Annotated in this window: 8 protein-coding genes and 1 tRNA gene; 5 read left to right on the top strand and 4 right to left on the bottom strand. The window is 74.5% G+C overall.

Annotation, left to right across the window (positions count from 1 at the left end; translation table 11 throughout):
- Positions 1–92 precede the first annotated feature (92 nt).
- Both EFE23_RS28335 and EFE23_RS27105 read left to right on the top strand, forming a co-directional pair.
- Positions 93–668 carry an alpha/beta hydrolase gene (locus EFE23_RS28335; RefSeq protein WP_158675938.1) on the top strand — a complete coding sequence of 192 codons (576 nt, stop codon included), beginning with the start codon at positions 93–95 and terminating at the stop codon, positions 666–668.
- 229 nt (positions 669–897) lie between these two features.
- Positions 898–1593 carry a YdcF family protein gene (locus EFE23_RS27105; protein WP_233601165.1) on the top strand — a complete coding sequence of 232 codons (696 nt, stop codon included), beginning with the start codon at positions 898–900 and terminating at the stop codon, positions 1591–1593.
- Between the two features lie 66 nt (positions 1594–1659).
- Here the strand turns inward: EFE23_RS27105 and EFE23_RS27100 are convergent, their stop codons facing one another.
- Positions 1660–2040: a VOC family protein gene (locus EFE23_RS27100; protein WP_123243713.1), complete on the bottom strand. Its 381-nt coding sequence runs from the start codon at positions 2038–2040 to the stop codon at positions 1660–1662.
- Positions 2041–2205: 165 nt separating this feature from the next.
- Positions 2206–2281, bottom strand: a tRNA-Arg gene (locus EFE23_RS27095).
- Positions 2282–2449: 168 nt separating this feature from the next.
- On the opposite strand from EFE23_RS27095, the gene EFE23_RS27090 reads away from it, so the two are divergent.
- Positions 2450–3190, top strand: coding sequence for a hypothetical protein (locus EFE23_RS27090; protein WP_123243716.1), 741 nt, complete (start codon positions 2450–2452; stop codon positions 3188–3190).
- Positions 3191–3199: 9 nt separating this feature from the next.
- Here the strand turns inward: EFE23_RS27090 and EFE23_RS27085 are convergent, their stop codons facing one another.
- Positions 3200–4228, bottom strand: coding sequence for an alpha/beta hydrolase (locus EFE23_RS27085; protein ID WP_199737265.1), 1029 nt, complete (start codon positions 4226–4228; stop codon positions 3200–3202).
- Between the two features lie 159 nt (positions 4229–4387).
- On the bottom strand, positions 4388–4810 hold the full coding sequence (locus EFE23_RS27080; protein ID WP_123243712.1) for an HPF/RaiA family ribosome-associated protein: 423 nt from the start codon (positions 4808–4810) through the stop codon (positions 4388–4390).
- Between the two features lie 289 nt (positions 4811–5099).
- On the opposite strand from EFE23_RS27080, the gene ssb reads away from it, so the two are divergent.
- Positions 5100–5864, top strand: a complete 765-nt coding sequence (ssb, locus tag EFE23_RS29200) for a single-stranded DNA-binding protein (protein WP_233601164.1) — start codon at positions 5100–5102, stop codon at positions 5862–5864.
- A 238-nt stretch (positions 5865–6102) separates the two neighbouring features.
- Positions 6103–7049, top strand: a 947-nt coding sequence (locus tag EFE23_RS27070) for a cobalamin biosynthesis protein (protein WP_123243714.1), incomplete at its 3' end; no start/stop codon positions are given.

The raw sequence follows: 7049 nt of genomic DNA, 5'->3' as shown, positions 1-7049 counted from the left end.
AAGTCGGCGGCGGCCGGACGGAAGGTTGCACGGGTCCCCGCTCCGGTAGGTTGCCGGGTGCCAGGTGGTCCCGGGCCGCGGGGGAGGACGTCATGTCGGCGCAGCGGGTGGTGCTGGTCATCCCGGGCAGTGGTGGCTGCTGGCACGTACCCCAGCAGATGTTCGCCGTCGAGGCGGCGCGGCGGCGCGGCGCGGAGCCGCACCACCTGTCGTGGCGCGGGGAGGTCCCGGCCGAACCGGCGGCGCGGGGCCCGTGGGCGGTCGAGCAGATCGCCGCCGCCCTGGGCGAACTGCGCACGCCGCTGGTCATCGCCAACTCGCTCGGCACCCTCGCCGCGGGCCTCGCCGCCGACCGGGAACTCCCGGCCGTGTGGATCACGCCGTTGCTGCACCGCCCGGAGGTGGTCGACGGGCTTCGTCGCGCGGCCGCGCCCGGCCTGCTCATCGGCGGCACCGCGGACCCCAGTTGGCGTCCGGACCTCGCGCGCGAGCTGTCGCCGTACGTGTGCGAGGTCGCGGACGCCGACCACGGGCTGCGCGTGCCGGGGCCGCTCGCGAGGTCGGCGGCGGTGCTCGGGGAGGTGGCCACGGCGGTGGAGGAATTCCTCGACCAGGTCGTCTGGCCCGCGCCGAGCGCTCGACGGCCGGCCGAGTCAGTGATCACGTAGCGCCACGCCGCCGAGCGGAACATCCGGGCGGCGGCCGGGGTGGCCGGCTGGAAGGATCGCAGCCATGGCTGACCTGCCTCCGCCCCACGGCCCGGCGCTCCCGCTCCGGCAGGCCGGCCCCGACGGCGACGTGGCCGGTGGCGGCGCGTCGCCCCGCGCCGGAACGATTCCGCGGATCGCCCGGGAAGAGGGACTGTCCGGGTTCACCGCCGGGGATTTCCTGGCGGTGATGGAGGCCGTCACGATGATCCTGACCCTGCCGCAGTCCGCCGCCGCCCACGTCGACGCGCTCGTCGTGGCCACCGGCCAGGGCGAGGAATGGCGCCTCAGGCACGCGATCCGGCACTGGGAGGCGCACCCGCAGCTCCGCCACCTCCTGATCGCGAACGGGAATCCCGCGGAACGGACCTATGTCGAGATCACCCTCGACCAACTGCGCGGCCTCGGCCTCCGCCGGACCGACGGGGTACGCCTGCAGGCAGAGCCGGCCACCGACACCGGCCGGCAGGCCGCGTGGATCGCCGACCGGGTCGCGGCCCTCGGCATCACCGGCCTTGCGCTCACCGTTTCCCCGTATCACCTGGCCCGCGTATACCTCACGGTCCTCAAGGCGTTCATCGGCAGCGGGATACGCGTCCCCCTGATCCCGCTCCCCGTGGCCGTTCCCCCGGACACGCCGGTCCCGGAGACCGGCGCGACCGCCTACGACCTCGTACCCGGGGAGGTCCAGCGCATCCTCACCTATCAGGAGCGGGGATGGGTCGCCACCCCGGCGGAACTGCGGCAGTACCTCCACTGGTTGTGGAGCCGCCATCCCGCCCTCCTCGACGCGAGCGCGCCGGGACGCCCGGAGGGTACGACTTCGACCGGCTCAACGGGCCCACCGGCTACGGCTTCGGGCTCAGCGGGCCCGCCGCCGGCCTGACCCTGCCGGAGATGGCGGAGGCCATCCGCGCCTTCCTCGCCGAGATCGACCCCGCCACCGGCTTTCTCAGCCAGTAGCCGATCGCTCGGCCTCGCTGCGCAGTACGCAGAACTCGTTGCCCTCCGGGTCGGCCATCACCACCCAACCGCTGCCGTCCCGTTCGCGGTGATCGGCGACGATGGTGGCGCCGAGGGCGGCGATCCGCTCGACCGCCTGATCGCGTAGCACCTCGGGCTGTAGGCAGATGTGCACCCGGTTCTTCACCCTCTTCGGCTCCGGTACCCGCTGGAAGTAGAGCCTGGTGCCGCCGGGCGGCTCGACGACGCCGTCCTCGTCGTCGGGCTCGAACCCGGGGTCGACCGGGCAGTCGAAGACCTTGGCCCAGAAGTGCGCCAGTTCGTACGGGTCGGCGCAGTCGAACGCGAAGTTGCGGATGACAGTCCCCATCCGGTCAGCCTCATGCTGCCCGGCGAACAGGTCAACTCGTATCGACAGGCAACGACGATCTCGGTCGAGCGGGCTGCCGTGGACGAGGCCGTGAAGCACCTCTCCGGCTGATGCGGCGGTACGGAAGCTGTGGTGATCGCTCGGATCGAGCGAGTGCTGACCCGGTGGTGCGCCCGGCAGGATTCGAACCTGCGGCCTTGGGATTAGAAGTCCCCTGCTCTATCCGCTGAGCTACGGGCGCGCGGCGACGTGTCGCGCCAAGAGGGTACCGCCGTGTCGGGTTCCGGCGCGGTAACGGGTGGTCGTGGCCACGTCGGTGATCAGGGTGCCATGAGTGGGCCCTCCGCCACATCCGGGATCCGCGGGTCCCGGGGCGGTGGCCGGAGTCCGGGTCCGTACCCTCGGCGTCGTGCTGCTCGACCACGACACCGAGAACGAGATCATCTACGAGCTGTGTCAGCTGCTCGGGCGCGCCATCCTGCCCGTCAGCCGGTCCGAACGGCCGGGCGGCCCCGGCGAGGGCTTCGGCACCGCCTTCTTCTACAGCGAGCTGCTCGGCACCACGGACGACGGGGAAGTTGTGCGCGAATGGCTGCTCACCGCCGACGCGACCGCCCGGACCGGGTACGGGGAGATCGGGCTGCGGCCGAGCGTCACCGACCCGGCGGATGCCGCGGCGGAGTCGATCGAGCTGCCCGGGTTCGCCGACCGGTGGCTGCATCTGCCGGAGATCGGACTGGCTGCGATGCCCACGGGTGGCCTGCGCGGGTACGCCGAGGACCGGGGCTGGCGCTGGCGTACCCAGCAGGTGACCGACGCGGTGGCCGCGGGCCCGGCGGCGGTCGCCCGGATCGGCGCGGCGCCCGGCTCGGCGTTCGTGCTCGCCCTCGGCGTCGCCGACGACGGGTCCCGACCTCTCGAAGCGGTGATCGAGCGGGTCGTCCGGGACGGCGACGCGCTGCGGATCAGCACCGAACTACCCGCCGGGTACGTGGGCGCGCCGGTGTTCGGCGTCGAGACCGCCGCCGACGGTGAGTTGGCGCTGCACTGCCTCGGTCTGGTGCTGCCGGCCGAGGCGGGCGGTCACCCGGTGGCGACGTTCGACCGGATCCGCTCGGCCCTCGCCGACGCGACCGCCGGCTTCCGCTGACCGGCCGGCTCAGCCCTCGGCGCTCGCGCCGGCCCGGTCCTCCGCCGGCCGGCGCGCGGCCGGCGGGCCGGCCGGCTCCGGGTCGGTCGGCCCGGCACCGAGGAATCCCTCCGCCCACCGTCCGACCTCCGCGAAGACCTTCTCGCGTACGGCGGGACCGGAGAGGGTGAGGTCGTGCAGGCCGCCGTCGAAGCGGGCCAGGGTGACGTGCGGCCCGAGCCTGGGCGCCCAGCGGACCATGTGCTCCACGTCGAGCACCGCGTCGGCGAGGGTGGCCGACTCGTGCCACTTCGTGCCCCGGTAGCTGCGTGTCGAGCAGGCCAGCAGCACCGGCACCCGGATGTCCAGGCCGGCCCGGAGCTGCCGCTGGCCCGCCCGGATCGCGTTGATCCAGCCGGCCCGCACGGGGAACCCGGCGAGCGGCTTCCAGGCCAGGTCGTACCGCCACTCGCCGCGGTGGTCGGCGTGCAGGCTCTCGCCGTACACGGTGCCGAGCCCGAACGGCAGGATGCGCTGCGGCGCGCGACGGCCCAGCCGGGAGACGGCGGCCGCGAGGGGTCGCCGGACCAGCCAGGGCGCGTTGATGTCGAAGAAGGGACTGTTGAGGACGATCCCGTCGACCAGGCCGGCCTCGCGGCGGGCGTGCGCCCAGAGCGAGACGATCAGGCCGCCGGTGGAGTGGCCCATGGCGAGCAGGGTGTCGTGCCCCTCGTCCGCCCGGATGATCTCCGCGGCGGCGTCCAGCTCGGGAAAGTACTCGCTGAGGTCCCGGCAGAAGTTCGGGGTCTGGTGCGGCAGCAGGCTGCGGCCGTACTTGCGCAGGTCGAGGGCGTAGAAGTCCCAGCCGCGCTCGGCGAAGAAGTCGGCGACGTGGGTCTGGAAGAAGTAGTCGACGAAGCCGTGCACGTAGAGCACGGCCCGGCCGGTCGGGCGCTCGGCCCGGCGGCGGACCAGCGTCGCGACGACCGGGCCCTCCTCGTCGGTGCCCAGGTCGATGGTCTGCCGCTCGTACGGCGGTCCCAGCACGTCGGGTTCCACGACCGCGACGGTACGCCGCCACGCTACCCGGCGGTAGCCCCCGCGGACCGGTCCTTCCCCGCATGCGGCAGGTCGCGATGTCCCGCTCTCCGGACACCGCGACCTGCCGCACGGCGAGTCGATCACCACCGGCTGTCGGGGGCGGACGCGCCGGTCCGGTCAGGCGGTCTCGGCGTCGACCCGGTCGAGGTCGGCGTCGTCGTCCGTCACCGGGCCGGCGCCCGGCTGGGCCGACTCCCGGATGTGCTTGTTGTGCCGCGGCTCCTGCCGGGTCTTCGCGTCGTTGAGCTTGCGGCGGAGGTCGTCCCGGACGTCGTTGAGCGCGGCGTGCAGGTCCTCCTCCGCGGAGGTGGTGACGATCTTCTGCCGGCCGGCGATCCAGCACTCCAGGGTCACCTTCTGTCCCCGGGCCTCGCGGTCCTTGACCGACACCTCCAGCTCGGTGGCGTCGGCGTGGAAGCCGGCGAGCCGGGCGTCCAGGGTGGCGAACTGCTCCGCGATCCAGTTCCGGTCGCCCTGGGAGAACCCGGCACCGACGCGCAGGCACTCGGCCACGGTCGCGGGGTTCGCCACGGCGCTCATCGCCGGGCCTCGCAGACGTCTCGGTGAAGCATCGTGGCTCCCTTTCTCTCGGTTGATCAACTCCTTACCCAGCCGGCGTGCGTCCGGAACCGCCCCGTCCGCCGGTCATCTCGATCATGCTGTGCCGCAGGTCGGCGGCACAGGGACCGTGGTCCCTAGCAGACGGGACCTTGATCAGGTCGTTGTCCACAGCCCGCCCCGTCGTCCACAGCCGCCGCCGGTGCGGCTGGTGGCGGCGCCACCGCCGGTCGAGGCTCGGCCCGACAAGCCGAGTCTCCCTGGAGGGGCGATGTTCGATACGTACGTCACCGTCGTCGGCAATGTGCTGACCGCGCCCGAGTGGCGCCGTACCACCCAGAGCAACACGCTGGTGGCCAACTTCAAGGTCGCCTCGACCGCCCGCCGGCTCGACCGGGACTCCGGGCGGTGGGTCGACGGAAACAGCCTCCGCGTGCGGGTCAACTGCTGGCGCAAGCTGGCCGAGGGGGTGGCCGCCTCGGTGATGGTCGGCGACCCGGTCATCGTCGCCGGCCGCCTCTACACCCGGGACTGGACCGACGACGCCGGCAACCACCGCACCCTCTACGAGTTGGAGGCGGTCGCCGTGGGGCACGACCTGGCCCGGGGCCGCGGCCGCTTCCTGCGCAACCGCCCGAGCATGGCGACCAGCGCGGTGGAGGACGCCGAGGCGGAACGCCGGGTGCACGGTGAGGCGACCGAGCCGGTCCCGGACGCGCACGCGCCGGCCTCGCTCGACGACCGCCCGTTCGACGACGAGTTCGAGGTGCTGGAGTTCGCCGGGGCGCGCGTCGGCCCCGGGGTCTCCGACGACCTGGACGGGCTCCCGGCGGGTGACTTCGACGAGCTGGCCGACCCGTTCGACGACCCGACCGACCAGGACGGCGACGAGCGGGACGACGCGGCGACCGCCGGGTCCGGCGAGACCGTTGAGCCCGACGAGGCCGGCGGCCCCGCGCCGGCCGGCGACGCCGAGGGTGTCACCCCGACCGGCCGCGGCCGGCGGGGCGGGCGGCGGGCGCCGGTGCCCGCCTGAGGTCCGCGCGGGCCGTGCGACGGGGGGGCGGGGTGGTGACGCCGAGGTGGCCACCCCGCCGTACGGCCGGGCCACACCCGGTCGGTCAGGTCCGTGCGCGGCGGAGTCCCCGCCGTGGTCCGGCACGTGCGGTGCGCGGCGGAGTCGGGCGGGGGCCGCCACGGTTCGGACGTCTGTTGGCGGGGCATGGCCTAGGCTGGCCGGCCGGAGGTGGTGACGGGTGCGGCAGGCGACCGCCATGGCGACCGCGGCGGGACTGGTGGCGGGCTACGCCCTGGACTCGGTGCTCGGCGATCCCCGCCGGTGGCATCCGGTAGCCGGCTTCGGCCGGACCGCCGGTGCCCTGGAGCGGCGGATCCACCGCCCGGACCGGGTGGCCGGGGCGGCGTTCACCGCGCTCGCCGTCGGCGCCCCGGTGCTGCTCGGGACGGCCGGCGCCCTGGCCACCCGGCACCGGCCGCTGGCCCGCGCCGCCCTGGTCGCCGCCGCTACGTGGAGCGTGCTAGGCGGTCGTACCCTGCGGCACGAGTCCCGGGTGATGGCCCGGGCGTTGGGCTCCGGTGACCTGCCCGCGGCGCGTCGCCGGCTAAGCCACCTCTGCGGCCGCGACCCGTCGGCCCTGGACGAGCCGGAGCTGGCCCGGGCCACCGTCGAGTCGCTCGCCGAGAACACCTCCGACGCGGTTGTCGCGCCGCTGGTCTGGGGTGCGGTCGCCGGGCTCCCCGGCCTGCTCGGCTACCGCGCCGCGAACACGCTCGACGCGATGGTCGGTCACCGATCGCCGCGCTACGCCCGGTTCGGCACCCCGGCGGCCCGCCTGGACGACCTGCTCAACCTGGTTCCGGCCCGGTTGACCGGGCTGCTCACCGTCGCCGTGGCGCCGATCGCGCACGGTGACCGCCGGGCGGCCTGGCGGGTCTTCCGGCGGGACCGCAACGACCACCCGAGCCCCAACGCCGGGCAGTGCGAGGCGGCGATGGCCGGGGCGCTCGGCGTCCGACTCGGCGGGCGGAACATCTACTTCGGCCGCTCCGAGACCCGCCCGTTCCTCGGCGACGGGCCCCGGCCCGAGGCGCGGCACCTGAACCGGGCCGCCCGGATCTCCGGCGCGGTCGGCCTGGCCGCGCTCGGCCTCGCCGCGGCGTATCCGGTGACTCTGGGGCGCCTGGTCGGGGCGGTCGGCCG

Origin of the sequence: Micromonospora solifontis (genome assembly GCF_003725545.1) — a bacterium.
GTDB lineage: Bacteria > Actinomycetota > Actinomycetes > Mycobacteriales > Micromonosporaceae > Micromonospora > Micromonospora solifontis.
The sequence above is the reverse complement of the archived record's forward strand: the minus strand, read 5'-3'. Positions and strand labels throughout refer to the sequence as shown.

Excerpts from the sequence above, each read along its gene's own strand:
- ssb (WP_233601164.1), top strand. The coding sequence starts at position 5,100 with ATGTTCGATACGTACGTCACCGTCGTCGGCAATGTGCTGACCGCGCCC.
- EFE23_RS27105 (WP_233601165.1), top strand. The coding sequence starts at position 898 with ATGGAGGCCGTCACGATGATCCTGACCCTGCCGCAGTCCGCCGCCGCC.
- EFE23_RS27100 (WP_123243713.1), bottom strand. The coding sequence starts at position 2,040 with ATGGGGACTGTCATCCGCAACTTCGCGTTCGACTGCGCCGACCCGTAC.
- EFE23_RS27080 (WP_123243712.1), bottom strand. The coding sequence starts at position 4,810 with ATGAGCGCCGTGGCGAACCCCGCGACCGTGGCCGAGTGCCTGCGCGTC.
- EFE23_RS28335 (WP_158675938.1), top strand. The coding sequence starts at position 93 with ATGTCGGCGCAGCGGGTGGTGCTGGTCATCCCGGGCAGTGGTGGCTGC.